Annotated in this window: 20 protein-coding genes; all 20 read left to right on the top strand. The window is 63.1% G+C overall.

Translation table 11 applies throughout. From position 1 onward, the window contains the following. Positions 1-38 precede the first annotated feature (38 nt). Positions 39-4073, top strand: a complete 4035-nt coding sequence (locus tag KPL81_RS09535; protein ID WP_240549157.1) for a sensor domain-containing phosphodiesterase — start codon at positions 39-41, stop codon at positions 4071-4073. Between the two features lie 31 nt (positions 4074-4104). Then, entirely contained in the window at positions 4105-5790 is a 1686-nt protein-coding gene (locus tag KPL81_RS09530) for an HD domain-containing phosphohydrolase (protein ID WP_219791681.1), read from the top strand. Between the two features lie 201 nt (positions 5791-5991). Continuing rightward, on the top strand, positions 5992-6411 hold the full coding sequence (gene fliS / locus KPL81_RS09525; RefSeq protein WP_219791679.1) for a flagellar export chaperone FliS: 420 nt from the start codon (positions 5992-5994) through the stop codon (positions 6409-6411). Between the two features lie 7 nt (positions 6412-6418). Continuing rightward, positions 6419-6796: a flagellar protein FliT gene (locus KPL81_RS09520; protein WP_240549156.1), complete on the top strand. Its 378-nt coding sequence runs from the start codon at positions 6419-6421 to the stop codon at positions 6794-6796. Continuing rightward, positions 6793-8097 (top strand): flagellar hook-length control protein FliK, encoded by a 1305-nt coding sequence (gene fliK / locus KPL81_RS20835; protein ID WP_219791677.1) that lies wholly within the window; start codon positions 6793-6795, stop codon positions 8095-8097. The genes KPL81_RS09520 and fliK overlap by 4 nt, the downstream gene beginning before the upstream one ends. Positions 8098-8115: 18 nt before the next feature. Continuing rightward, the gene (locus KPL81_RS09510; protein WP_219791675.1) at positions 8116-8397 is read left to right on the top strand and encodes an EscU/YscU/HrcU family type III secretion system export apparatus switch protein; all 282 of its coding nucleotides are present in this window, start codon (positions 8116-8118) and stop codon (positions 8395-8397) included. Positions 8398-8738: 341 nt separating this feature from the next. After that, the gene (gene flhD, locus KPL81_RS09505; protein WP_219791673.1) at positions 8739-9065 is read left to right on the top strand and encodes a flagellar transcriptional regulator FlhD; all 327 of its coding nucleotides are present in this window, start codon (positions 8739-8741) and stop codon (positions 9063-9065) included. A 2-nt stretch (positions 9066-9067) separates the two neighbouring features. Next, complete coding sequence (gene flhC, locus KPL81_RS09500; RefSeq protein WP_209472543.1) at positions 9068-9643, top strand: flagellar transcriptional regulator FlhC; 576 nt, start codon at positions 9068-9070, stop codon at positions 9641-9643. Positions 9644-9835: 192 nt separating this feature from the next. Next, positions 9836-10708 (top strand): flagellar motor stator protein MotA, encoded by an 873-nt coding sequence (gene motA / locus KPL81_RS09495; RefSeq protein ID WP_219791672.1) that lies wholly within the window; start codon positions 9836-9838, stop codon positions 10706-10708. Next, the gene (gene motB, locus KPL81_RS09490) at positions 10705-11652 is read left to right on the top strand and encodes a flagellar motor protein MotB (RefSeq protein ID WP_219791671.1); all 948 of its coding nucleotides are present in this window, start codon (positions 10705-10707) and stop codon (positions 11650-11652) included. Before motA ends, motB begins: the two co-directional genes overlap by 4 nt. A 57-nt stretch (positions 11653-11709) precedes the next feature. After that, positions 11710-13854 (top strand): chemotaxis protein CheA, encoded by a 2145-nt coding sequence (cheA, locus tag KPL81_RS09485; protein WP_219791670.1) that lies wholly within the window; start codon positions 11710-11712, stop codon positions 13852-13854. Positions 13855-13856: 2 nt separating this feature from the next. Then, positions 13857-14351 carry a chemotaxis protein CheW gene (gene cheW, locus KPL81_RS09480; RefSeq protein ID WP_209472537.1) on the top strand — a complete coding sequence of 165 codons (495 nt, stop codon included), beginning with the start codon at positions 13857-13859 and terminating at the stop codon, positions 14349-14351. A gap of 80 nt (positions 14352-14431) precedes the next feature. Then, positions 14432-15787 carry a methyl-accepting chemotaxis protein gene (locus tag KPL81_RS09475; RefSeq protein WP_219791668.1) on the top strand — a complete coding sequence of 452 codons (1356 nt, stop codon included), beginning with the start codon at positions 14432-14434 and terminating at the stop codon, positions 15785-15787. A 90-nt stretch (positions 15788-15877) separates the two neighbouring features. Beyond that, a complete protein-coding gene (locus KPL81_RS09470) occupies positions 15878-18064 on the top strand; it encodes a methyl-accepting chemotaxis protein (RefSeq protein ID WP_219791666.1) in 2187 nt (728 codons plus the stop codon). Between the two features lie 50 nt (positions 18065-18114). Further along, positions 18115-20301, top strand: coding sequence for a methyl-accepting chemotaxis protein (locus tag KPL81_RS09465; RefSeq protein WP_219791664.1), 2187 nt, complete (start codon positions 18115-18117; stop codon positions 20299-20301). Between the two features lie 20 nt (positions 20302-20321). Further along, positions 20322-21185 carry a CheR family methyltransferase gene (locus KPL81_RS09460; RefSeq protein ID WP_209478631.1) on the top strand — a complete coding sequence of 288 codons (864 nt, stop codon included), beginning with the start codon at positions 20322-20324 and terminating at the stop codon, positions 21183-21185. Between the two features lie 100 nt (positions 21186-21285). Next, complete coding sequence (locus KPL81_RS09455) at positions 21286-22347, top strand: protein-glutamate methylesterase/protein-glutamine glutaminase (RefSeq protein WP_240549155.1); 1062 nt, start codon at positions 21286-21288, stop codon at positions 22345-22347. A 50-nt stretch (positions 22348-22397) separates the two neighbouring features. Then, complete coding sequence (locus KPL81_RS09450; RefSeq protein WP_219791661.1) at positions 22398-24152, top strand: methyl-accepting chemotaxis protein; 1755 nt, start codon at positions 22398-22400, stop codon at positions 24150-24152. A 74-nt stretch (positions 24153-24226) separates the two neighbouring features. Then, a complete protein-coding gene (cheY, locus tag KPL81_RS09445; RefSeq protein WP_209472523.1) occupies positions 24227-24616 on the top strand; it encodes a chemotaxis response regulator CheY in 390 nt (129 codons plus the stop codon). A gap of 37 nt (positions 24617-24653) precedes the next feature. After that, positions 24654-25346, top strand: coding sequence for a protein phosphatase CheZ (gene cheZ, locus KPL81_RS09440; protein WP_219791659.1), 693 nt, complete (start codon positions 24654-24656; stop codon positions 25344-25346). The last annotated feature ends 134 nt before the right edge of the window (positions 25347-25480 follow it).

Genomic DNA, 25480 nt, shown 5'->3' with positions numbered 1-25480 from the left:
CGATAATTCACTCAGGGAAATTAGCGAGTGGGGGACGAATGCCCAACAATTCACAGCAAGTGGCGCTTCATACCTGGCTGGTGCTAGTGCCAGTGCTGCTGCTGGTCATGGGCATCGTCAACGGCCTTGCTACCTGGCAGCTGCCGGTCGAATGGCAGCCGCCCGGGATTAGTCTGCCGATCATGGTGCTGGTGGGTACTGGGCTGTTGGCGACGCAGGTGGGAAGGGTGAGAACGGCCCAGCTTTGCGGGGCAATGCTCCTGCCGATCGGCCTGTACGCGCCGTTGATGGCATGGCTACCCGGCGATCTGTCCGTTGCCGTCGCATTTGGATTTCAGCCGCTCACACCGGCCACCAGCATTGCCATACTGATCGTGTCCGTATGCTTGATGGCCAGCAATCGCTCGGCGCGTGCTCGCCTGTTCTGGTGGCTGGGCGGCGTCGGCCTGTTCCTGGTCGGGGGGGCTAGCGTGGTGGCAGGGTTGCGGCCGGATCTGTTTGTAGCCAGTCCCTGGGGGTGCGCCTTCGCCACGCCCTTTACCGCTCTGCCTGCACTGCTGAGCGGTACGGCCATGATGGTGATGGCGCGTCACCCGGCCGTAATGCCTGCTTTGAATCGTACGACGATACTGGCCCTGACTGGCGGTGTACTGGCCAGTGGCATTGCCTGGTACGGGCTTACCTGGCAGCAGTACGACGCCAGGCAGCAGCATGCGACGGAGCTGTTCTTTACCTTCAAGGTCAGCGCCGAGCGCGTGGTGGACAACAAGCAGCGTGAACTCCAGCGCATGGCGGAGCGGTGGGTGGAGTTCGGGGGGCTGCCGCCTCGAAAGTATCGGGAAGTCGAGGTCGAGGGGTTCTTTCGCGATATGCCAAGCCTGGTCGCGCTTCACTGGCAGTCCGGGCTCGACGAGCAGCTTCGCTGGGGGCGAGAAAGAGACGACTTTCGTTTATCCGATTGGCTGGTAGGTCATGACTGGCTGCTGGACTGGCTGGCGGTGGGCGGTCCTTACCCTCGCTGGGTGCTGCCGGACGCGGACAACCCCGAGCTTGCCCTCGTATCGGTACCGTTGTCGCTGCCTGCGCATGGCAAGCTGATTGCCGTACTCGACCTCACTCGGCTGTTTCGCGAGGAGGTGAACTCCTTGGTGACGCCGCTGCGACTCTCCATGCGGAGCGATGTGAGCCTGTTGCCGATCAATAACCTGCAGGATGCTGAAACGGGAGTGGAGCTGCGGCGCGGGCTGGTGGTGTTGCCAGGCGGAGCCGCCATGGAAATGCGCATCCATGATGCAGGGCCGCTGAAAGCCAGCCTGACGGGGTTGATGCCACTCGGTGTGGCCATCGGGGGGCTTATCATGAGCTACCTACTGGCTTTCAGCCTCGGGATGGACGGTCTGAGCCGGCGGCGCTCGCTGGCGCTGGCACGCACGCAACGCCATCTGCGGGCGCAGCAGCGTGTACAGACGTTGATTGCACGGGATCAGCCCCTCAAGGAAACGCTCAAGGCCATCTGCCGCATCGTGGAGGTCCAGGTGCCGGGCGGAATCGCCTCCATCATGCTCTGCGACGAGGCGCAGCAGCGGCTGGAGCAACTGCATAGCGTGAGTTTGCCGCAAGCCTATTGCGGTGCGGTCGGGAGCGTGGAAATCGGTCCCGACAATGGTGCCTGCGGCCGCGCGGCGTACCTGCGCGACTTCGTCATCTGCACCGATCTGGCCAACGACCCGCGCTGGGTTGGCTACCATGCACTCGCGGCCCGCCACGGCCTGAGAGCCTGCTGGTCCTATCCCGTGGTGGGCAGCAACCAACAGCTCTTGGGCACCTTTGCCATCTACTACCATCAACCGGGCGAACCCACGCGAAGCGATCGCCGTCGCGTGATAGAGGCGGCCGAACTGGTGTCGTTGGCCGTGGAGCGTGAGCGCAACCGTCGGGCGTTGAAGGAGAACGAGCAGCGCTATCGCTCGATGTTCACCTATCATCCCGATGCGGTTTTCTCCCTCGATCTGGAGGGACATTTCACCACGGCCAATGCGGCCTGCAGCAGCGTTACCGGCTATGCCCTGGAGCAATTGATCGGCCTGCATTTTTCGCGGCTGGTCCAGCATAAGGACCGTGAGCACATCGAATCGCTCTATCGCGATGCCGACAGGGGCGAGGCGTTTCGCTATTCGGTGACCATCCAGCACCGTGAAAATCGCAGTGTCTCCCTGGACGTAACCAACCTGCCCATCGTGGTCAACGAGCGTATCATCGGTTTCTACGGCATCGCCAAGGATATGACAGAGCAGCATCGGCGCGAGACCGAACTGCGCATCCTGCAGCGCAGCGTCGAGGCGAGCATCAACGGCATCATCATTACCGATGCTCGGCTGCCCGGTAACCCCATTATCTACGTCAACGAGGCATTCGAGCGGATCACCGGCTACCGGCGGGATGAAGTGCTGGGAAGCAACGGCAACTTCCTGCAGGGCGCCGAAACTGATCCAGCCGCCCTGGCGCAACTGAAGCAGGCGATTGCCGAGCAGCGCGAGATCAATGTCACGCTGTGCTGCTACCGCAAGGATGGCTCGCCGTTCTGGAACAGTCTTTACCTGGCGCCGGTGCGGGATGACAGCGGCAGCGTGAGCCATTTCATCGGTATCCAGCACGATATTTCCGAGCGCAAGGCCTACGAGGCGAAGCTCTCCTATCATGCCAGCCACGATGCGCTGACGGGGCTGGCCAACCGCTCGCTGTTCGAGGACCACTTGCTGCACGACGTGCTGCTGGCGCAGCGACACGGGTGTCACCTGGCGGTGCTGTTCCTCGACCTGGATGATTTCAAGCCGATCAACGACAGTCTCGGCCACGAAGTGGGCGACCAGGTGCTGATCCAGGCTGCCCAGCGCCTGGGCGAGGCCTTGAACCCGGGGGATACGCTGGCTCGCTTCGGCAGTGATGAGTTCGTCATCCTGTTGCCCGAGCTGGAGCGGGAGGAACAGGCCATTCACCTGGTCGAGCAATTGCTCCCCAGCATTCGTCGTCCCTATCGGGTTGGCGAGCACGAACTCTACATCGGTGCCAGCGTGGGCATCGCCTTCCTGCGCGAGGGACTAGAGAATCCCGTCGAGTTGATCCAGCAGGCCGACATGGCGATGTACCGTGCCAAGCAGAAGGGGCGCAATGCCTGGGAGTGTTTCACCAGCGATATCAACGACGAAGTGAGCGAGCGCATGGCGCTGCGCAACGACCTGCAGGAAGCCATCGAGGCGGAAAACTTCGAGTTGCACTATCAGCCCCTGCTCTGCGCCCGGAGCGGTGAGGTGGTCGGTTTCGAGGCGCTGGTGCGCTGGAAACATCCGGTCAAGGGGTACCTCTCCCCGGGGCTGTTCATTCCGCTGGCCGAGGACACCGGACAGATCGGGCCGATCAGCGAATGGGTGCTGCGCCAGGCGTGCCGCGATATGTGCCGATTGGCCGCCGAGGGCTACGGCCGCTACCGCGTGTCGGTGAATCTGTCACCGCTGCAGTTCCGCCGCGCCAACTTCCTGACCAATCTTCAACAGGCGCTGCTGGAGACCGGGCTGTCGGCGGACTATCTCGAACTGGAGCTCACCGAGGGGGTCCTGATGACCGACACCGCGGCGGCCGTCGAGACCCTGCACCAGCTGCGCGACATGGGGGTGGAGGTATCCATCGATGACTTCGGTACCGGCTTCTCCAGCTTGAGCTATTTGAAGCAGTTGCCCATCGGCAAGATCAAGATCGATCGCAGTTTCGTGCGCGATGTGACCGTCAATCGCCACGATGGCGCCATCGTTCAAGGTATCATCTCGATGGCGCATCACTTGGGGCTGCTGGTGGTGGCCGAAGGCATCGAGGAGGCAGAGCAGCGCGACTTCCTGGCGGCACATGGCTGTGATGTTTTCCAGGGCTTCTTCTTTGCCCGGCCGATGCCGCTTGTAAAGTTGCAGGACTACTTGAAGCAGTGGGGCGGCGTGCCTGGGCGGCATGACATTCTGCCGGTTCCGAACGGGAGAGAGGTGCTGGCGGCCGGCGCCCCGTCGTGGCGAGACGACAATCATTAAAACCAATCGTTGAAGGGGCGGAATGGCGAGCATGGCGCAGGTTCAGGACGAGTTTCTTCGAGTAGGAAGTCCGAGCGAGATAGAGGCGTTGCTGGAGCGGTTGATCCAGCCTGGCGGCGCGTCGCTGCTGCTCGACAAACCCGGCAGTACGCCCCTGCCGGTGGTGGTGATGGAACAGGCCGTCCCGCAAACGCTGCTACTCGACATTACTGCCGTGCGAGAGATCGTCGGCGAACTCAGACGCGGCACCGGCTTTCGACTGCTGGGACAGGTACGCGGCAAAATGATACGCAGCCCGGTACTCAAGTCGATCCAGGTCGACACATCGGACGGAAGGGTACAGTGCCGTTGTGAGTATCCTCACTACCTGGAGGAACTGCAGCGGCGCGAGGCTTTTCGTGCGCGCCTGCGGTTGGGCATGGAGGTAGGGGCTATCGTACGTGGAGCCGAAGGCGAGACCGCAGCCCAGGGAGATCTCAAGGACCTGTCCCAACAGGGCTGTCAACTGGAGTTGCCATCGTCTGCCGCGGCGCTGCTTGCCGAGGCCGTGCTGGTCGAAATAGAGCTCTGCTTTCCCAACGACACGCGGTTCACGATCCAGGCGGTGCCACGTCACACGGTGGCGGACAGTGATCGTCAGGCGCTGAGGGTGGGGTTTCAGTTCGAGCACTGTAGTGCCGAGCAGGAGCGCAAGCTGTGGTTCTTCGTGCGCGAGATCGAGCGCGAGTCATCCCGCTATGGCGACGATGCCGACGTCGGCCGCCTGCCCTCGTTGCTGTTTCAGAGTCAGTCGGCCAGCGCTGCTGCGCCGGTCGGCCGGCGCAACCTTCAGGCTTACCCGACCCCCATGGCGCGTCGGCTGGCGCGGGTGGCGGGTTATCTCGATGCTCAACTGCTAGAGCTTCGGCAGGGCGATGACATCGACTCGGTACAGCTTTCGCGTCATGCCGACATGCTGTTGCAACTGGCCGAGGAAGATATCGAAGCGCTGCTCTTCGCCACTCGCTGCCTGGGCCAGGAGCCGCTTCTGGTGCGTCACGGGCTGGGGGTCGCCGTGCACTTGCTGGCATTGGCGGGTACCGGCACGGTACCGCGAGACGTCCGAAAGGCCTTGGCAGCCAGCGCCATGGTGCATGACCTGGGCAAGGGGCTATTGCCTCCCAGTCTGCTGGCAGCCGAGTCGCTGGGGCCCGAGGCGCGCACGCTTCTCAGAGAGCACGTGGCGCTAGTGAAGCAGCGGCTGGGCAGCTGCCAGTGGTTGGCCGCGGGCGTTATGACGGCGGTGGTGGGGGGTATTAACGAACGTCTCGATGGCAGCGGCTACCCCGCGGGTGCAACGAGCGATGAGCTGCCCGAGCTGGCCCGTATGAGCGCGGTGGTGGATGCGGTGGATGCCATGCGGCGCGATCGCGCCGATCGTCCCGCATGGCGCATCGACGCGGTGTACCGGCATCTGCTCAAGTCACCCAGTCAGTACGATCCGCGCTGGGTAAAGCGCTACGTACAGCGCTTCGGGCTGCGCCCGGTGGGGTCATTGGTGCGCTTCTCCGGTGGCGCGCTGGCCTGGGTGCAGCGGCTCGACCAGCAAGGTAAGCCCTTCCAGGTGCAGCTGGCCGAACGGGTCGCGCCACCGGGGGAGGCGCTGGGTGAGGTGCTACGTGGGGATGTCACGTCGCGCCTGGGGGAGATGGTAGAGGAGATTCCCGTCTCGACCTGAGCGGTTTGCCCTGGGACATGGGCAGGATGGTGGCTGGCCCGTCGTTACTAAAGTCTTCGCAACGCGTGCCGATAACAGGAAATAACCCCTTGGGCGCGAGCTTTTCACCGGAACCGATAGCGCCAAGGCTGCCACAATATTCGCCACAGGCCATAGACATCGTGGATCGCTTCGCAGCCACGATATTTCGGAGAATGTTCCATGACTACCACGCGAGGAGCTGCCGCTTACGGAAGAGGTGCAGGCGCCTATGCCAGGGTGGGTGTCGAGAGTGCCGTGATGTCCGCCTCTCCGCACCAGCTGATCGTGATGCTGTTCGATGGTGCCTTGAGCGCCATCCGGGCGGCGCGTATCCATATGCAGTCGGACAATATCACGGAAAAGGGCAAGGCTATCTCGAAGGCGCTCGATATCGTCAATAATGGGCTATTGGCGGCTCTCGATACTGAAAAAGGGGGAGAGGTTGCCGAGCGCTTGGGTTCGCTCTACGACTATATCGCCCGCTTGTTACTGGCAGCCAACCTGCACAATGACCAGGAGAGTCTCGACCAAGCCGAAAAACTGCTGGACGATATCGCCTCGGCGTGGCGAGAAATAGGCGGTGCCGGGGCGCAAGGCTGATATGGCGATGTCAACCACTCGTGCCGTCCTCGACGGTTACACCCGGCTCAGGCGACAAGTCGCCGTCATGCTCGAACTGGCGCGCGCCGGTGAGTGGGATGCCCTCATCGAGCGCCAGTCCGGCTACCTGCAGCTTGTCGACCGAATCCAGCAGCTCGACAAGGAGACCGTACTCGATCGCGAGAGCCAGCAGAGCAAGGCCGAGCTGCTGGAAGCCATACTGGCCGACGATCTGGCGATCCGTGAGCACCTGATGGCGCGCCGCAGTGAGCTCGGCCAGCTCATGGATACCAGTCGGCGGCAACGTGACTTGCATCGCAGCTATGGCAAGCAGGCGGCATCCCTTGTCGATGCTTCCGACAAGTTTGGCCCGGGGACAACGTGAGTGGCATCACGCCCTTGCTCGATACGCTGCTCCATCAGGTGTTGGGCAAGCGTATCGATACTGCGCCTCCGCGGGAGCTGACCGAGCCGGTCCGGCCCGTCGACCCGGGTGAGGGGCCGCGGGCGTTACATAGCGACTCACGCCTCGAAGGGCGCCGCCCGGGCATGGTGCCGCTGCAGGGCACGACGACACCCAGCCAGCGGGGTGATGCCGCTACGCCACGCAGCGACCCAGCTCAGCCTGCTGCTTCCTTCCAGACCCATTTCAGCCCCTCGGCGCGCACCATCGCCGACCTGTTGGTGCGTTTTCCAGCGCCGCCATCCGTGCTCAGCTCGAGCTCACCCTTGATGAGCGCGGGGGAAGTCCCAAACGCTTCGGCACTGGCCGAGCGGTTGCAAACCGGCGTACGCGACAGCGGCCTGTTCTACGAGGCGCATCTGTCTCGCTGGTATCGCGGTGAGATGAGCCGACAGCAGCTGGAGCGGGAACCCCAGATGCTGCGCACATTGCGCTTTACGCCGGCAGCGCCGGGAAACGCGCCAGCGGCAGCGCCGAATGCGCCCGCAGCGGCACCGGCCATGGGGGCGCATTCGGCGCTGGCTGGCGGTGCGCAAGGCTTGGTGTCGCCCGGACAAGTGCCTCCTGCGCCGCCTGCGCCGGGAGCAAGCCTTCCTGGGCCGTCACTCCCGGGGCAGGCCAATGCGGCAGCCAGCGCCTATGTTGCCACCGAATCGCTTTATCCTTCTGCGGCTCGTGGCGAGAGTGCGAGGGCTGAGGTGCCCCTATCTACCGGCCAGGTACGTGACACGGGCCAATCGGCTGCGCCACGTACCGAAGGGATGGAGCAGGCGGGGCGCGAGGCAGGCGAACCGCTGGCTCGTGCGCGCTCAACGGGTGGCGAGTCGGTACAAGAAAGCCTCCAGGGTCTGGTGCGTCACCAGCTCGAGATGCTCGTGGCGCCTGTCCTGCGCTGGGAGGGTGACGTCTGGTCCGGCATCTTCATGGCCTTGATGATTCAACTACCGGCTGGTGCCCGTCATGAGCATGAAGGCGCTCCACAGGGCGAGGAGGAGGCTCAGCAGGAGACCTGGCACTCCGAGCTCCAGCTGACGGTGCCAAGTCTGGGGGAGATTCGGGTAGCGATGTGGCTGCAGGAGAAGCAGGTGCGCTTGCAGCTGCTGGCCAGGGATGATGCCAGCCTGGAAGTGCTTGAGCGCGGCTTGCCGCAGCTTGAGAATAGGCTGCAGAAAGCAGGCCTTGCGACGGTGCTGGTCGATGCTCGTCTGTGGGAAAGGGACTGAGAATGAGGGGAGGGAGGGATGACGGAAGCGAAGCCTGAGCGCCGACGCCAGGCAGTGGCACTGGCTTACCGCGAGGGTGACGATGCCCCGCGGGTCCTGGCCAAAGGCTATGGCGACATGGCCGAGCGGATTCTGGCCGAGGCCAGGCGGCAGGGGATCTACGTTCACGATGCCCCCGAGCTGGTCGCGCTGCTGATGGGGTTGGACCTGGATGAGCGCATCCCCCCAATGCTGTATCAGGTGATTGCCGAGCTGCTCGTATGGGTGTATGAGCTTGCCGAAGCGCAAGGCCAGCGTTGAAACGAATACCCTTGTTTTTGTAAAAAATTGTAAACGAAGTTTCGTCTCATACGCTTTGTCAAGCCTTTCGTGTGTCTTTTTTTATGTTTCCGTACAAGGCGTTAACAAAATAGTCCTTAGAGCTTAGCCATCTCACCTTTTTGTCTGAGTAGATCTTGCGTTGAGAGAGGTTGGCAGGTATTAAAACAGTGGTCACAATGCCTGTGTGTGAGATATGTCCTTATCAGGTGCAGCCTGGTGCTTCGTTGAACCAACCGACGTATCTCTAGGCCGTTCGTCCTGAATAAGTACGTTACAAGAAAACAAAGGACACGCGAATCAACAGCGTGCAGGGAAACTGAATGATGAACACGAACCACCTGGACGAGATCCAGGAGCTGAATCTTGCCTATCTTCTTCTGGCTCAGCGTTTGCTCAACGATGATCGTGCTGCGGCCATGTTTCGTCTCAAGATCGACGACGAAACCGCTGATCTGCTCGTATCCCTCGGTGTTGCCCAGCTGACCCGCCTGGCTCGAACCAATCAACTGCTCTGCCATTTCGGTTTCGAAGGCGTCGAGCAGCTGCGTCAAGTGATCGATAACCCCCGTGACAATGGACTGTCGCAGTTCCACGCCTCGCTGCTGATGGCGGGCCGTGGTAACGCCTCCATGTCACGGGGGGTGTGAAGATGTCGCAGAAAAGCCTCGTCGAGGAAATGCAGCAGGTCCAACTCGCCATCGAGTTGATCGAGCTGGGGGCCCGGCTTCAGGTGCTGGAAACCGAAACCGACCTGAGTCGCGCACGTCTGATTCGCCTGTTCAAGGAAGTACGCGGCATGTCTCCGCCCAAGGGGATGCTGCCGTTTTCTACCGACTGGTTCATTACCTGGCTGCCGAACGTGCATGCCTCGCTGTTCTATAACATCTATCGCAGCCTGGTCGAGGGGCAGAAGTGCGAGCGGATGCAGGCCTTCGTTACGGCCTATCGGCTGTACAATGAGCAGGTCAGCATCGACCAGGCCGAGCCGGTGCTGGGTCTGACCCGTGCGTGGACGCTGGTCAGGTTTTTCGAGAGCGAGCTGCTGCAGCTGTCTACCTGCAATCATTGCCATGGCCACTTCGTTGCCCATGCCCATACGCCGGACCACGACTACGTTTGCGGTATCTGTATGCCGCCTTCACGCGCCGGCAAGACCCGCAAGCGCCGCGAACGTGAAGCGGAGGAAGCCGTGGGCCGTGAGGCTTCGATCAAGCGAGTCGGTTGACGATGGTCTGCGACTGACACGGAACCTGCGTAGCAAGACGCCGCCTTCGGGCGGCGTCTTGCTGTTCGGAGAAAGGTTGGATGCGGTGCGGGAAGTCGAAGCGCTCTTTTTGGCCGACAGGCCTCAAGTGTGGCGTCGCTTGGCCGATATGCAGTGATAACGACGTCTTGCATTTATTGAAGGGTATCGGATGTGCTGATTCTTCTGGGTTACTTCGTGGTGGTACTGTGCGTCTTCGGTGGCTTCGTGCTGGCGGGGGGGTTTCTTGGACCGCTTTTTCAGCCTACCGAGCTGCTGATGATCGGGGGGGCCGGCGTGGGGGCGTTCATCGCGGCCAACAACGGTAAGGCGATCAAGGCCACCTTCAAGATCCTGCCCAAGCTCAGGCGCACCAAGAAATACAACAAGCAGATGTACATGGAGCTCTTGGCGGTGCAGTTCAAGCTGCTGACCAAGATTCGTCGCGAGGGCATGCTCGGCATCGAGCGCGACATCGACAGTCCGCAGGAGAGCGCGCTGTTCCAGGAGCACCCCATGGTGCTAGCCGACCCGATGATCATGAACTTCCTCATCGACTACCTGCGGCTGATGGTGGCGGGCGGCATGGATCCCATGGAGATCGACGAGCTGATGCTCCATGAGATCGAGACCTTCGAACAGGAAGCGCACATCCCGGCGGATGCCATCGCCAAGGTGGGTGACGCCATGCCCGCCTTCGGCATCGTCGCAGCCGTCATGGGCGTGGTGAAGGCGCTCACTTATGCCGATGCAGGGCCGGAGCAGATGGGAGAGATGATTGCCCACGCCCTGGTGGGTACCTTCCTCGGCATCCTGATGGGGTATGGCTTCATCAACCCGGTCGCCAGCCATGTCGAGCGTCAGATCAAGGAGGCGGAAAAGATGCTGCAGTGTATCCGCATCACCTTGCTGGCCAGCTTGCACGGCTATGCGCCGCAGCTGGCAGTGGAGTTCGGTCGCAAGGCGCTGCATACGGCCGAACGCCCCGGGTTCACCGAACTCGAGGAGTACGTGCGTAACGCCAAGTCGGGTGCGGCAGCAGAATGAGTGCGGGAGGAGACAAGCGACCGATCATCATTCGGCGCAAGAAAGTCGTCCATGCTCACCATGGCGGTAGCTGGAAAATTGCCCTCGCCGACTTCATGACGGCTCTGATGGCATTGTTCCTGGTGATGTGGATACTCTCGGTCGCCAGTCCGGAGGCGCGAGAGGGCGTCGCCGATTACTTCAGCACGCCTTTGGTCAGTGCCGTCTCGGGCGGTGATCGGGCAGGTAGTACCCTGGTCATTCCAGGTGGGGGGCCCGATCCTGCTCATAGCGATGGCGAGCGTGCACGTATCGATACCCGAGAGTTCACGCGCCCGAGCGAGCAGCAGCGTCGCTTCTTCATGGACCTGCAGCGGCGCATCGAGACGGTGATCGAGGCCGATCCCGAACTGCGTGAACTGCGTCAGCAGATGCGCTTCGACCTCACCCCCGAAGGGCTTCGCATCCAGTTGCTCGATACCGAGCAGCGACCGATGTTCGCCATCGGCAGTGATCGCGTCGAGCCTTACATGCGTAACCTGCTGCGTACCATTGCGCCATTGCTCAACGATCTGCCCAACGATCTGAGCATCAGCGGGCACACCGATAGCCGTCCCTATGCGGGTGGGTATCGAGGCTACAGCAACTGGGAGCTATCCAGCGACCGGGCCAATGCCTCGCGCCGTGAGCTGGTTGCCGGTGGGCTCGAATCGGACAAGCTGCTGCGGGTATCCGGCTTTGCTGACCGCGTACTGCTGCCCGAAACCGATCCTTTCGATGCAGACAATCGCCGGATCGAACTGCTGGTGCTGCTGCCGGAGGTGGCGGATTACATTCGCCGGCCGAGCATCCTGAATGGTCCGGGTGTGCCGAGCCCGATGAGCACACGCCTCGAGAGCGAGGTCGACTTGGCACCCGTGCAGCAATTTACCGAAGGCCTGCGCCGTACTCTCAACCCTGAATAGGGCGCAGAGAGTAGAGGGCAGCAGAAAACCAAATCTTGACACCAGGTGGTGAAGCGCATGGATATCACGGATTTCTATGACACTTTCTTCGAGGAAGCCGAAGAGCTGCTGGCCGACATGGAGCGCTACCTCCTGGAGCTCGATGTGGACGCGCCGGATACCGAGCAGCTCAATGCCATTTTCCGGGCGGCCCACTCGATCAAGGGTGGCGCCGGTACGTTCGGCTTCGATGTGCTCCAGAGAACGACGCACCTGTTCGAGAACCTGCTCGACCATACCCGCAAGGGCGAACTCAAGCTGCGCCGGGATATCGTCGACATCTTTCTGGAAACCAAGGACATGCTCAGTGATCAGCTAGACGCCTATCGCAATAGCGACGAGCCCGACCAGGAGGCCTTCGAGCGTATCTGCGAAACGCTGCAGCGGCTGGCGCTCGAGGAGATCGGGCAGGACCTCGAGGGGGGAAGCACCTCTGTGGCCGCGCCAAAACCTCAGGCGAAGCCGGAGCCGGAGCCGAAGCCGGAACCTGTCGCCTCGGACGAACCGGACATTGAGGCGGACTCGAATCACTGCATCGTGACGCTGCTCAACGTGGGAGAGAAGGACCGCCAGTTGCTCGTCGAGGAGTTGGGGCAATTGGGCGAGGTCATCACCCATGGCGGCGACGAGGCGTGCTACGAGGTAACGCTCGCCTCGTCGGTGGGCAACGACGATATCGAGGCGGTGATGTGCTTCATCGTCGATGCCGATCAGGTTCAGATTCGCTCAGCCGGTGGCGTGTCGGCCAGCCCGGCCGATGCCCCGGAGCCTGAGAAGAAAGCGCCAGCCCAGCAGCAGCCGACAGCGCAGCCGACTCCTCCGGAGGCGCCTTCGCCGAAGCCGGCGGCTGCCAAATCAGCTGGGGAGGCCAAGCCGGCTGGAGATGCCAAGTCCGCCAAGGCCAAGAGCAAGGCCAAGGGCGGAGGGGAATCGACCTCTATCAGGGTGTCGGTCGACAAAGTCGATCAGATCATCAATCTGGTGGGCGAGCTGATCATCACCCAGTCGATGCTCGACCAGACCGTCAGCGAAATGGAAGGCGTCGCCGACAGCGCCCTGCTCAACGGGATGAGCCTGCTGCAGCGCAATGCACGGGATCTGCAGGAGTCGGTGATGTCGATCCGCATGATTCCGATGGACTTCGTCTTCAGCCGCTTTCCCCGTGTCGTGCGCGAGACCGCCGGCAAGCTGGGCAAAGAGATCGAGCTGGTCACCGAAGGTGAGTCGACCGAACTCGACAAGAGCCTGACCGAGCGCATCATCGACCCGCTGACGCATCTGGTGCGCAACAGCCTCGATCACGGTATCGAGCCGCCCGACGTGCGCGAGGCGGCCGGCAAGCCGCGCACCGGCAAGCTGATCCTGTCGGCCAAGCATCAGGGCGGCAATATCATCATCGAGGTGATCGACGATGGCGCCGGCCTCAATCGTGACAGGCTGCTGGCCAAGGCGCGCGAAAACGGTTTGCCTGTTTCCGACACCATGAGTGACGACGAGGTGTGGCAGCTGATCTTCGCTCCGGGTTTCTCCACTGCCAAGGAGGTGACGGACGTCTCGGGGCGCGGCGTCGGCATGGACGTGGTCAAGCGCAACATCCAGGGCATGGGGGGGCATGTACTGATCATGTCCACGCCGGGCGAAGGCACCACCATCCGCATCGTGCTGCCGCTGACGCTGGCAATCCTCGACGGCATGTCGATCAAGGTCGGCAACGAGATGTTCATTCTGCCGCTGTCCGCCGTGCTCGAATCGCTGCAGCCGGCCAAGGAAGACTTGTATGCCATGGCGGGAGACGACGTGGTGCTCAAGGTCCGCGACGAGTACCTGCCGGTGGTGGCGGTTCACGAGGCGCTGGACGTGCCGAACGCCAAGACCACCCTGACCGAAACCATCGCCGTGATCGTGCAGGGGGAGGGCCGTCGCTATGCCTTGCTGGTGGACGATCTGGTCGGCCAGCAGCAGGTGGTGGTCAAGAATCTGGAAACGAACTATCGCAAGGTGCCGGGGGTTTCCGCGGCGACCATCCTGGGGGACGGCAGTGTGGCGCTGATCCTCGATATTACCGGCCTGCACCGCCTCAGCCGGGCCAAGAAGGAAAAACGCCGGCCCGAACGTGGATTGCAGACACTTGAAGTCCTGACCGAAAACGCGCTGGAGAACTGATCATGAGCCAGACGAACGATGCGGCACTCGCCGCTGCCGAAGCCCACAACCGTGAATTTCTGGTGTTCTCACTGGGCGATGAAGAATATGCCGTCGATATTCTCAAGGTGCAGGAGATTCGCGGCTACGAGAACGTCACGCGAATCGCCAACGCGCCTGATTTCATCAAGGGGGTCACCAACCTGCGCGGCGTGATCGTGCCGATCGTCGACCTGCGTATCAAGTTTCACCTCGACAAGGTGGAGTACGGCGGGCAGACGGTGGTGATCGTGGTCAATGTCGAGGATCGGGTCGTCGGTATCGTCGTCGACGGGGTGTCCGACGTCATGACCCTGTCACCAGACCAGATCAAGCCGGCACCCGAGTTCGGCGTCACCCTGTCCTCGGACTTCCTCAGTGGGCTTGGCAGCCTCGAGGACCGCATGCTGGTCATCGTCGACATCGACAAGCTGCTCACCAGCGACGAGATGGCGCTGGTCGATCGTGTGGCTGAATAGAGGCGGACTCAAGTTTGCCTCGCCCATGCCGATGTTGTTGGAAAGGACTGCTTTTCGCACGCCGCTGATAAGGGGATGACGTGAAGTTAATCGACAACCTGACAGTTCGGGCCAGTTGGTTCCTGGTGCTGCTGTTCTTCGGTGCGATGCTGGTCGTACTGAGTGTCCTGGGGCTCTATGCCCTGCAGCAAGGTAGTGCGGCCGTGGCCGTCATGGCGCCTCATGCAGGGGAGTCAGGCGTGGCCAATCAGGCCTCGTTTGCCGCCACGGCCGGCTTGATACGCCTGGCGATCGTTGCCGTCCTGCTGGGGTCGGTTGTGGTAATGGGGATTGTGGTGTGGGGCATCAGCGTCAACGTGCTGCGCCCGCTAGCCCGCCTGGTCGGGTATTTCGAGGGCTTGGCACAGGGCAATCTCTCCCAGCCGGTGGAGAGCCGGGGCAACAACGAGATCGGACGCCTCTTCACCTCGCTCAGACACATGCAGGAGGGGCTGTCGGGCACGGTCGGCACCGTGCGCAGCAGCAGCGAGAGCATCTACCTGGGGGCGCAGGAGATTGCCGAGGGCAACGGCGAGCTGTCGTCCCGAACCGAGCAGCAGGCTGCCTCGCTGGCCGAAACCGCCTCCAGCATGGAGCAACTGGCCTCGACCGTGGAGCAAAATGCCGACAATGCGCGCCAGGCGAGCCAGTTGGCGAGCGAGGCATCGCGTACTGCTGTCCAGGGAGGCGAGGTAGTGGGCGAGGTCGTTTCGACCATGCACGACATCAGTGAAAGCTCGCACAAGGTCTCCGACATCATCGGTGTCATCGACAGCATCGCCTTCCAGACCAACATCCTGGCGCTGAATGCTTCAGTCGAGGCGGCGCGTGCCGGTGAGCACGGGCGTGGTTTCGCCGTGGTGGCACAGGAAGTACGCAGCCTGGCCGGACGCAGCGCGTCGGCTGCAGGCGAGATTCGCACCCTGATCAAGGCCTCTCTCGAAAAGGTGGACGTCGGTACCGCACGAGTGGACCAGGCCGGCCAGACCATGAGTGAGATCGTTGCCGCCGTGCAGCGCGTAAGCGACATCATGGACGAGATCGCTTCTGCCTCGCTGGAGCAAAGCAACGGCATCGGCCAGGTGAATCAGGCCGTGACCCAGATGGACCAGGTGATCCAGCAGAACGCGGCACTCGTGCAGCAGGCCGCCACGGCAGCGACCCAGCTCGAGGCTGAAGCAGCTCGCCTGCGCGAGGCCGTGCTGCGCTTCCGCCTGGCTGGTCAGCAGGACCAAGGGCGTCCGGAAGTGAAGAAGGGCGTGAGGAACGAAGCGAGGAAGGAGACCGGGCGCGGTGGCTTGCCCGCCCAGCAGGATCCACTGCCTGCCAAGCGCAGCCAGAACGTAGCGAACAGGCAGGCCGAGACGTCTCAAGAAGAAGAGTGGGCATCATTCTGACCCACCTGGACGCATGCCAGACAACGCAGGGACGGAGTCGTAACAGCTGCCGTTCCGCCCTGATCGAGCCGAATCGGCAAGGAAACTACAATGCGCAACAACCAGCCGGTTACACAGCGTGAGCACAAATTGGATGATCAACAGCTGCTGATCACCCGCACCAATCTCGAGGGTAAGATCACCTTCGCCAATGACGCTTTCGTCGAGGTAAGTGGCTACAGCCGTGATGAATTGATCGGTTCACCGCATAACCTGATTCGTCACCCCGATATGCCATCGGCGGCTTTCGCCGACCTGTGGCAAACGATCAAGCGCGGCGATACCTGGCAAGGCGTGGTCAAGAACCGCTGCAAGAACGGCGATCACTATTGGGTCCGTGCCACGGTCACGCCGATCATCGAGGGAGGGGAGTGCCTGGGATACACCTCGGTGCGCACGAAAGTCGAGCCCGGCGTCGTCGCGGCGACGGAACGTGTCTACGCGCGCATGCGCGAGGGGCGCTCCGGCTTCGCCGTTCGCCAAGGTCAGGTGATACGTCGCGGCCCGTTGGGTTGGCTTGCGCGGATCAATCTGCACTCCATCCGCGCTCGGCTCTCCATGCTCACCTTCTCGGCTCTGCTGCTGTTGGCGGTCAGCGGGGCTGTCGGCCTCTATGGCCTGGAGGCCTCGGGGCAGCGTCTGGCGGAGTTGAACCGGGACGGCCTGCAGGACGTGATTCGTCTGCAGCAGTTGGGGCAGCTCATCGGCGAGGGGCCGCAGCGGCTGAGCGCCGAGCAGCGCATGGAAATCCTGAGTAGCCGGCACGAGCATGCCGAGGAGCTCACCGGTATCGCCGACCGGCTGGCTGGGCTGCGAGACGACTATATGGATCGCGAAGTCAACCGCACCGAGCTGGCACTGGAGTTCGATACCGCACTGGAGAGTTTCATGCAGGAGGGACTCGGTCCGATGGCCGAGGCGCTGGGTGGCGAGGAGGCTTTCGATGCCATGATGGCCTTGAACAACGAGACGGCCGGGCTGCGTGAGCGTGCCGAGACCCTGACCGGACTGGTCAATCAGTTGATCGACCAGCAGCGTATCGCCGCCCTGGGCATGGCGGAAGCGGCCGAGCAGGGGCAGCGGCAGATGCTCATGGTTCAGCTGGGCTTCATGGCCCTCGGCTTCGTGCTGCTGCTCGTCATCAGCGTGTGGATCATGCGCGCCATTACCCGGCCGGTGCGTCGCGCCGCCGACTTCACCCTGCAGATCGCCTCGGGCAACCTGGCGGTTCAGACGCCGAAGCAGACACGTGACGAGATCGGCGCGCTGCTCGGCTCACTCGATACCATGCGCAAGAGTCTCTACAGCACTACCGCGAGTGTACAGCAGGGCATCGACGTGGTGACGCCGGCGTCGCGTTCCATCGCGCGTGGCAACGAGGACCTCTCGGCACGTACCGAGCAGCAGGCCGCCTCGCTGCAGGAGACCGCCTCCAGCATGGAGGAGATGACCACCACGGTGCAGCAGAATACCGACAACGCGCGCCAGGCCAGCGGGCTGGCGCTGGACAACGCCAGCCGCGTGCGTGACACCGGCGAGCTGATGCACGGTGTGGTGCAGACCATGGAGCGCATTACCGCCGGTGCCGAGAAGATGAAGGACATCATCAACGTGATCGACTCGATCGCCTTCCAGACCAACATACTGGCGCTGAACGCCTCGGTGGAGGCGGCGCGGGCAGGCGAGCAGGGGCGCGGTTTCGCGGTGGTGGCCGGCGAAGTGCGCAATCTGGCGGGGCGCAGTGCGGAGGCGGCGAAGGAGATCCGTAGCCTGATCGATGGCTCTGCCAGCGAGATCCACGAGGGCGCCAGCCAGGTGCAGCGCGCCGAGAGCGCCATGGCCGAGGTGGTGTCGGCCTCGCAGCGGGTCAACGACATCATGGGCGAGATCACGGCGGCATCCGAGGAGCAGAGCAGCGGCATCGGCCAGATCAACCAGGCCATCACCGAGATGGACCAGGTGACCCAGCAGAATGCCGAGCGCGTGCAGCAGAGTGCGCGGGCGGCAAGCGACCTGCAGCACCAGGCGGAGCAGCTGGCCCAGGCCATTCGCGTCTATCGTCTGCAGGGGGCCGGCCCCGAGACGATCCCTGACACCAAGCAGTCCGTAGAGCGGCCGGCCGGATCCGCTCGGACACCGGCGGCCACGCCAGCCTTGCAACACGACCCGCTCCCCGCCAAGCGGACGCAGGCCAAGCCTCACAAGCAGGCCTCCGAAGAGGAGTGGGAAACGTTCTAAAGGGTGTTGGCAGGGGACTCACTTAGACCAGGCGGCAAAGGATAATAACGATGCGTGACAATCAGCCGGTAACACAGCGTGAATACAAGCTGGGCGATGAACATCTGCTCATCACCCGTACGGACCTGGAGGGGCGGATCACCTATGCCAACTCCGCGTTCGTCGAGGTCAGCGGTTACGATCATGAAGAATTGATCGGCGCTCCGCACAACCTGATTCGTCATCCCGACATGCCGTCCGAGGCCTTCGACGACCTGTGGAAGACCATCAAGAAAGGCGACACCTGGCAGGGGGTGATCAAGAATCGGCGCAAGGATGGAGACCACTATTGGGTTCGGGCAACGGTCACGCCGATTCTGGAAGAGGGCAAGTGCCAGGGGTACACCTCGGTGCGAACTCCGGTCGAGGCGGCAACCGCCGAAGCGGCGGCGCGCGCCTATGCCCGGATTCGTGAGGGTCAGCGCAAGCTGGTGTTCAAGCAGGGCCAGCTCGTGCGGCGCGGTGCGCTGGGCGCTCTGTCGCGGCTCAACGTCCATACCATCCGCGCCAAGCTGGTCACCCTGACCCTGGTGCCGGTGCTGTTGCTGCTGCTCAGCGGGGCAGTGGGGCTTTACGGCCTCAAGGTGTCGGGTGATCGTGTCGCCTTCATCAACGGCAATGGAGTGCAGGACATTGCCGCTCTGCAGCGCATCGACCAATTGTTGAGCCAGTTGATGACCGACCTGGAACGCCCGGTGCGTAACCCTAGGGCGCTGCGCCTGGAGCAGATCCAGGCGCTGGCAGACGAATCCGAAGGCATTGTCGAGCGCGTTGAGACCGCCTGGGAGAGTTTCCTCGAAGGCGAGGACATGGCCAGCGAAACGATCGCCATGCTCGAGGCTCAGCTCGGTGTTGCCGTCGATGGCGGTATCCGCCCCACGTTGCAGGCATTGATCGACGGCAGCGGTTTCGCCGCCTACGAGGCATACAACGATGTGCTGCGACCGGAGGTCGAGAGCATCAGTCAGAGCATCAATGCGCTGATCGAGGGCAAGCTCGGCTATGCCGATCAGCTGGCGGAAGAGGCTGAGCGCGGCCAGACCCTGATGCTCACGGGCCAGCTGGTGGCGCTGTCGGTGGGCATCCTGTTCCTGATCCTGCTGGGCTTCTGGACCCTGCGTGCGATCACCCGGCCGGTGCACCGCGCCGTGGATTTCACCCTGCAGATTGCCTCGGGCAACCTGGCGGTGCGCTCGCCCGACCGCACGCGCGACGAGATCGGCGTGCTGCTCGGTGCGCTGAACACTATGCGCAAGAGCCTTTACAGCACTACCCGCAGCGTACAGCAGGGCATCGACGTGGTGACGCCGGCGTCGCGCTCCATCGCGCGTGGCAACGAGGATCTCTCGGCACGTACCGAGCAGCAGGCCGCCTCGCTGCAGGAGACCGCCTCCAGCATGGAGGAGATGACCACCACGGTGCAGCAGAATACCGACAACGCGCGCCAGGCCAGCGGGCTGGCGCTGGACAACGCCAGTCGCGTGCGCGATACCGGCGAGCTGATGCACGGCGTGGTGCAGACCATGGAACGCATCACCGCCGGTGCCGAGAAGATGAAGGACATCATCAACGTGATCGACTCGATCGCCTTCCAGACCAACATACTGGCGCTGAACGCCTCGGTGGAGGCGGCGCGGGCAGGCGAGCAGGGGCGCGGCTTCGCGGTGGTGGCCGGCGAGGTGCGCAACCTGGCCGGGCGCAGCGCGGAGGCGGCGAAGGAGATCCGTAGCCTGATCGATGGCTCTGCCAGCGAGATCCACGAAGGGGCCAGCCAGGTGCAGCGCGCCGAGAGCGCCATGGCCGAGGTGGTGGCGGCCTCGCAGCGGGTCAACGACATCATGGGCGAGATCACGGCGGCGTCCGAGGAGCAGAGCAGCGGCATCGGCCAGATCAACCAGGCGATCACCGAGATGGACCAGGTGACCCAGCAGAATGCCGAGCGCGTGCAGCAGAGCGCGCGGGCGGCAAGCGATCTGCAGCACCAGGCGGAATTGCTCGACCGGGCGATTCGCGTGTTCCGGCTGCGTGGTGCCGGGCTCGAGCAGGTCGTTGCTCATGCGCAGGAGAGCGCCGCGGAAACCTCGAACGAACGTTCACGTTCTGCCACCCCCGCCTTGAGGCACGATCCCCTTCCCGTGAAGCGGGCTCCTGGCCAGTCCAGCAAGGCTACGGCCGATGAAGAGTGGGAAACATTTTGACGAAGCCACTGAGTCCCGGGATGGAGCCGGGGCAATGGTCCGGGCTGGGTCACCTCGAGCGTGACCTGGTCCTCACCGACGAAGATTTTTCCCGAATTCGTCAGCTGATCTATCAGCGTGCGGGTATCGTGCTGGCCGAGCACAAGCGCGAGATGGTCTACAGCCGTCTGGCCAAGCGCTTGCGTCACCATGGCCTGACCCGCTTCAGCGACTACCTGGAGAAGCTGGCGCGTCAGCCCGATGCGCGGGAGTGGGAAGCGTTCACCAATGCGCTGACGACCAACCTAACGGCCTTCTTCCGCGAAATGCATCACTTTCCGCTGCTGGCCGAACACGTGCGCAAGTCCAGCGGGCCCGTACGCATCTGGAGCGCCGCTGCGTCTACCGGCGAGGAGCCTTACTCGATCGCCATGACCCTGCACGAGAGCCTGGGCCCGCGGGCGGCCGAGGCGCGCGTCGTGGCGACCGACATCGACACCGAGGCGTTGACGCGCGCCCGGGCCGGCGTCTACCCGGTCGAGCAGGTTCGAAAGATCGAGGAGAGTCGTGTCAAGCGCTTCTTCCAGAAGGGGCGGGGGCAACACGAGGGGCTGGCCAGGGTGCGCCCCGAAGTCTCCTCGATGGTGGAGTTCCTGTCGATGAACCTGCTGGCTCCGCAGTGGCCGATCAAGGGTCCCTTCGACGCCATCTTCTGTCGCAACGTGATGATCTACTTCGACAAGCAGACCCAGGCCCGTATCCTCGAGCGCTTTGCTCCGCTACTCAAGCCCGATGGCCTGCTGTTTGCCGGCCACTCGGAGAATTTCTCTTACATCAGCAAGGTGTTTCGCCTGCGCGGGCAGACGGTCTATACCTTGGCGGAACGTACCGGTGCAAACGCCTAGCCAGACAGCGCGCGGCTAAAGTTTTCGCCATCGGGGCCGATGAACCACATATTGGAATGCCATGGGTCAGCGTGGCTTCCCCATGAACAGGAGATTTGCCTTGGGATCGAACAGGATCAAGGTGCTGTGCGTTGATGATTCGGCGCTGATTCGTGACCTGCTCAGCGAGATCATCAACTCGCAGCCGGACATGGAAGTCGTGGCCGTGGCGCCGGACCCGCTGGTGGCGCGCGATCTGATCAAGCGCCACAACCCTGATGTCCTGACCCTCGATGTCGAGATGCCGCGCATGGACGGCCTCGATTTTCTCGAGCGTCTCATGCGTTTACGGCCGATGCCTGTGCTGATGGTGTCGTCGCTGACCCAGGCCGGCTCCGAGATCACCCTGCGCGCGTTGGAACTGGGGGCGCTGGACTTCGTGGCCAAGCCGTCGCTGGGCATCCGCAGCGGCATGCTCGAATATGCCAACGACATCGCCGAGAAGATCCGCGCCGCGGCCAAGTCGCGCCCGCGCCAGGCGCGCCAGGCCCAGACGGCGCCACGGGCTACCTTGAAGGCGCCGCTGGTGTCGAGCGAAAAGCTGATCATCATCGGGGCCTCCACCGGGGGCACGGAAGCAATCCGCGCCGTGCTCGAGCCGCTGCCGGCCAACAGCCCGGCCATCCTGATCACCCAGCACATGCCGGGGGGATTCACGCGTTCTTTCGCTGAGCGCCTGAACCGGTTATGCAACATCACCGTGAAGGAGGCCAGTGACGGTGAGCGCGTCTTGCCAGGGCATGCCTATATCGCACCAGGCGATGCGCACCTGAAGCTGGCGCGCAGCGGGGCGAACTACGTGGCCAGGCTCGACGACGGGCCGCCTGTCAACCGCCATCGTCCCTCTGTCGACGTGCTGTTCCATTCCGCCGCCACCCAGGCGGGTCGCAACGCCATCGGGGTGATCCTCACCGGCATGGGCAAGGACGGAGCCGCCGGCCTGCTCGAGATGCGTCAGGCAGGGTCGTCCACCCTGGCGCAGGACGAGGCGAGCTGCGTGGTTTTCGGCATGCCGCGCGAAGCGATTGCCCTGGGCGGCGCCGTCGAAGTGGCCAGCCTGGATGAAATACCCGAGCGCCTGATGGCGCTGGTGGCGGCCTCTGGTCGTGCGCAGCGGGTCTGACCGGAACAGAACAACAAGCATCGTCACCTTACGCAAGGAGCAGCCAGGTAATGAGCCGCCTGATGCGAAATATCAGTATCAACGTGTCCGTGATCGCTGCCCTGGTCAGCTTCGCCGTGCTGATCGGGCTGGTCTCTCTGCTCTCGTTCCTGTCGGAGCGCCAGGCGGAGCGGGTCATGGCGGACCTCGATCGTATCAATGCGCAGCAGCTCAACGAGATCAATCGTGCCGATGCCCTGCTCAATGTGGCGCGCGTCAGCCTCGAAATCGCCTCCAACCAGATCATGCTGGGGCGCATGGCCGATGCCAATCAGCAGCTCGACGTCGCCGCCGACCGTATGGATCGGGCCGAGGCGCGCCTGAACCACTTTGCGGCGGCACCCAAGTCCGATGCGTCACGGGAACTGGCTCAGCGGCTCGAGGAGCAGTTCGCGGCGGTGCTCGCTCTCGCTCGGGACCAGCACGCAGCGCTCGATCAGCTCGATACCCCGCAGTTCGGCAGGCTGCGTGATGCGCTGACCGAGCCCAGTGATGCGCTCGCCAGCAGCATGACCGAGTTCGTGCGTGATGGTTTCAGCAGTGGTCAGGCGATGATGGCCGACTACCATGCGCAGGCAGATCGTTTCGCTGTAATCAAGCTGGGTGCGCTGGTGCTGGCCGCTCTGGTGCTGGTGCTGGTCTATGCTGGGCTGCGGGCCACGGTGATCCGGCCGCTAAACTCTGCGGTCAATCATCTGCAGACCATTGCCAAGGCCGATCTCACCGGCAAAATCCCCGAGGGCAGCCGCAACGAGATCGGCAAGCTGTTCAACGCCATGCGCAACATGCAGCAGAGCCTGACCCGCATCGTCGGCCAGGTGCGCAACAGCAGTGGCTCGATCCATGTGGGCACGCGTGAGATAGCCAGCGGCAACGCCGACCTGTCGTCTCGTACCGAGCAGCAGGCGGCCTCGCTGGAGGAGACCGCCTCGAGCATGGAAGAGCTCACTGCCACGGTGCGCCAGAACGCCGACAACGCGCGCCAGGCCAGCGGGCTGGCTCTGGATGCCTCGACCACGGCCGAGCGCGGCGGCGAAGTGGTCGATCGCGTGGTCAAGACCATGGGCGGTATTTCCACAAGCTCGCAGAAAATCAGCGACATCACCAGCGTCATCGACTCAATCGCCTTCCAGACCAACATCCTGGCGCTGAATGCCTCGGTGGAGGCGGCTCGGGCCGGCGAGCAGGGGCGTGGCTTCGCCGTGGTGGCCGGTGAGGTGCGCAACCTGGCCAGCCGCAGTGCCACGGCGGCGAAGGAGATCAAGGCGCTTATCGACGGCTCGGTGGCCCAGGTGAAGGAGGGCTCGACCCTGGCCGAGCAGGCCGGCGAAACCATGGACGAAGTTGTCAAGGCGGTACGCCGCGTGACCGACATCATGGACGAGATATCGGCGGCTTCCCAGGAGCAGAGCGACGGCATCGAGCAGGTCAGTCAGGCGGTAGGCCAAATGGACCAGGTGACCCAGCAGAATGCCTCGCTGGTGCAGCAAGCCTCTGTTGCTGCGGCTTCGCTCGAAGAGCAGGCCAGTCGTCTCGAGCAGACCGTCGCCGTATTCCGCCTTGCGGGCGACGCCCAGCAAGCACCCCGGGAGGCGGCGAGACAAGCCCCCGCTGGGGCTGCGCATGAGGCGCCGCACAGCGGCATGCCTGCCTTGGTCGGACCGGGTGCCCGGGAGCGCTCCGCTACGTCGCGTGCCGCCGAAGTCGACCCCAAGCGCAAGAGCCAGGCCGAGCCCGTGGTCGAGGGTGACTGGGAAGAATTCTGAACGTGCTTCCAACCACGACGGTGCCCGTCGCCGTCAGAAGATGAACATCGATTGATAGAGAAGAGGTATTTCCGATGGCTGACAAGAACATGAGCTTTCTGGTGGTCGACGACTTCCCGACCATGCGCCGGATCGTTCGGAGCCTACTCAAGGAGTTGGGCTACACCAATGTCGAGGAGGCCGAGGACGGGCAAGAGGCGCTTACCAAGCTGCGTTCAGGTTCCTTCGAGTTCGTGGTTTCCGACTGGAACATGCCCAACCTCGACGGCCTGGAGATGCTCAAGCAGATCCGCGCCGACGATGCACTCAAGCAGCTGCCGGTGTTGATGGTGACCGCGGAGGCGAAGAAAGAGAATATCATCGCGGCGGCGCAGGCCGGGGCCAGCGGCTACGTGGTGAAGCCATTCACCGCCGCCACCCTGGAAGAGAAGCTCAACAAGATTTTCGAGAAACTGGGCAAGTGACGCCGGCGATAGTCCCGCTTGCGGAGGAGAGAACAAGATGAGCGCAAACGAGCAGCCTGGCCAGGCTCAACCGGCAGGCGCCGCTGGCGAGGAGCTGGTCCAGCGCATCGGACAGCTGACCCGCATGCTGCGGGAAAGCATGCGCGAGCTGGGTCTGGACAAGGAGATCGAGAAGGCGGCAGAGGCGATTCCCGACGCGCGCGATCGCCTGAGCTACGTAGCCACCATGACAGAGCAGGCCGCGGAGCGCGCCCTCAACGCCATCGACCGCGCACAGCCGCTGCAGGATTCGATCAGCAGTGGCGCCGAGTCGCTGGACAAGCGCTGGGCCGAATGGTTCGCCGAGCCCAAGGAGCTCGATGAGGCGCGAGATCTGGTCAAGCAGACGCGCTCCTATCTGGCCGGTGTGCCCGACAAGACGCAGGCGACGCAGAAGGAACTGCTCGAGATCATGATGGCCCAGGACTTCCAGGATCTGACCGGCCAGGTGATCAAGAAGATGATGGATGTCATCCGCGAGATCGAGCATCAGCTGGTCCAGGTGCTGATCGATAACGTGCCCGAGGAAGTGGCGCGCGAGAACATGCAGCGCAAGGCCAACGATCAGTGGGAGAACGAGGCGCGTCGCCGCGAGGAGGGGCTGCTCAACGGTCCTCAGATCAAGCCTGGGGCCGATATCGTCACCAACCAGGATCAGGTGGATGACCTGCTCGACCAGCTCGGCTTCTAGCAGGTACGAATGCCTGCATGAGCGAATCGATGCGTGGCACGCTGCGCTGCATCCCGCTCGGCAATTCGCTCAGCGACGCCCTGCGCATGGATAAGCGCCGCCCCCCCTGAGTCGCTTTCAACACCTCGCTGCCT

Origin of the sequence: Billgrantia antri (genome assembly GCF_019430905.1) — a bacterium.
Classification (GTDB): domain Bacteria; phylum Pseudomonadota; class Gammaproteobacteria; order Pseudomonadales; family Halomonadaceae; genus Halomonas; species Halomonas antri.
Note: the sequence above shows the minus strand (reverse complement) of the source record. Positions and strands in the feature narration are given on the sequence as shown.

Bases quoted from the DNA above. Each gene is read 5' to 3' on its own strand.
- KPL81_RS09535 (WP_240549157.1), top strand. From the start codon at position 39: ATGCCCAACAATTCACAGCAAGTGGCGCTTCATACCTGGCTGGTGCTA.
- KPL81_RS09530 (WP_219791681.1), top strand. From the start codon at position 4,105: ATGGCGCAGGTTCAGGACGAGTTTCTTCGAGTAGGAAGTCCGAGCGAG.
- fliS (WP_219791679.1), top strand. From the start codon at position 5,992: ATGACTACCACGCGAGGAGCTGCCGCTTACGGAAGAGGTGCAGGCGCC.
- KPL81_RS09520 (WP_240549156.1), top strand. From the start codon at position 6,419: ATGTCAACCACTCGTGCCGTCCTCGACGGTTACACCCGGCTCAGGCGA.
- KPL81_RS09510 (WP_219791675.1), top strand. From the start codon at position 8,116: ATGACGGAAGCGAAGCCTGAGCGCCGACGCCAGGCAGTGGCACTGGCT.
- flhD (WP_219791673.1), top strand. From the start codon at position 8,739: ATGATGAACACGAACCACCTGGACGAGATCCAGGAGCTGAATCTTGCC.
- flhC (WP_209472543.1), top strand. From the start codon at position 9,068: ATGTCGCAGAAAAGCCTCGTCGAGGAAATGCAGCAGGTCCAACTCGCC.
- motB (WP_219791671.1), top strand. From the start codon at position 10,705: ATGAGTGCGGGAGGAGACAAGCGACCGATCATCATTCGGCGCAAGAAA.
- cheA (WP_219791670.1), top strand. From the start codon at position 11,710: ATGGATATCACGGATTTCTATGACACTTTCTTCGAGGAAGCCGAAGAG.
- cheW (WP_209472537.1), top strand. From the start codon at position 13,857: ATGAGCCAGACGAACGATGCGGCACTCGCCGCTGCCGAAGCCCACAAC.
- KPL81_RS09470 (WP_219791666.1), top strand. From the start codon at position 15,878: ATGCGCAACAACCAGCCGGTTACACAGCGTGAGCACAAATTGGATGAT.
- KPL81_RS09465 (WP_219791664.1), top strand. From the start codon at position 18,115: ATGCGTGACAATCAGCCGGTAACACAGCGTGAATACAAGCTGGGCGAT.
- KPL81_RS09460 (WP_209478631.1), top strand. From the start codon at position 20,322: ATGGAGCCGGGGCAATGGTCCGGGCTGGGTCACCTCGAGCGTGACCTG.
- KPL81_RS09450 (WP_219791661.1), top strand. From the start codon at position 22,398: ATGAGCCGCCTGATGCGAAATATCAGTATCAACGTGTCCGTGATCGCT.
- cheY (WP_209472523.1), top strand. From the start codon at position 24,227: ATGGCTGACAAGAACATGAGCTTTCTGGTGGTCGACGACTTCCCGACC.
- cheZ (WP_219791659.1), top strand. From the start codon at position 24,654: ATGAGCGCAAACGAGCAGCCTGGCCAGGCTCAACCGGCAGGCGCCGCT.